The following is a 312-nucleotide window of genomic DNA, read 5'->3' as shown; positions in this document are numbered from 1 at the left end:
CGGCGTGCCGGGCCAGGTCGGCGGCGAGCTGCGGCTTGTCCGGCGCCTGCACGACGGCGACCAGCTCGGTCCCGCCGTCGGTGACCCGCGCGGTGACGGCGGCCGCGACGACGTCGGTGTACGCGGTCAGCGCGTCTTCCACGGTCGCCAGGTCGACGCGGGTGCCGCCGAGGGACAGCTGGCGCTCGCGCGGGCCGTGGACGTGCAGGGACCCGTCGGTGCGCCAGTGCGCGAGCACGCCGGTGGCCATCCCGGCCAACCGGAGCTCACCGCGGACGCCCAGGGGCAGCTGCCGCCCGTCCGGCGCGACGA

1 pseudogene is annotated in these 312 nt (G+C 78.2%); it reads right to left on the bottom strand.

What is annotated here, in order from left to right:
• Positions 1-312: pseudogene (locus G3I65_RS26465) on the bottom strand (hypothetical protein); the annotation flags it as partial.

The organism is Amycolatopsis sp. SID8362, from assembly GCF_010550475.1.
Lineage (GTDB): Bacteria > Actinomycetota > Actinomycetes > Mycobacteriales > Pseudonocardiaceae > Amycolatopsis > Amycolatopsis eburnea.
This window is presented reverse-complemented; position numbering and strand designations above follow the sequence as displayed.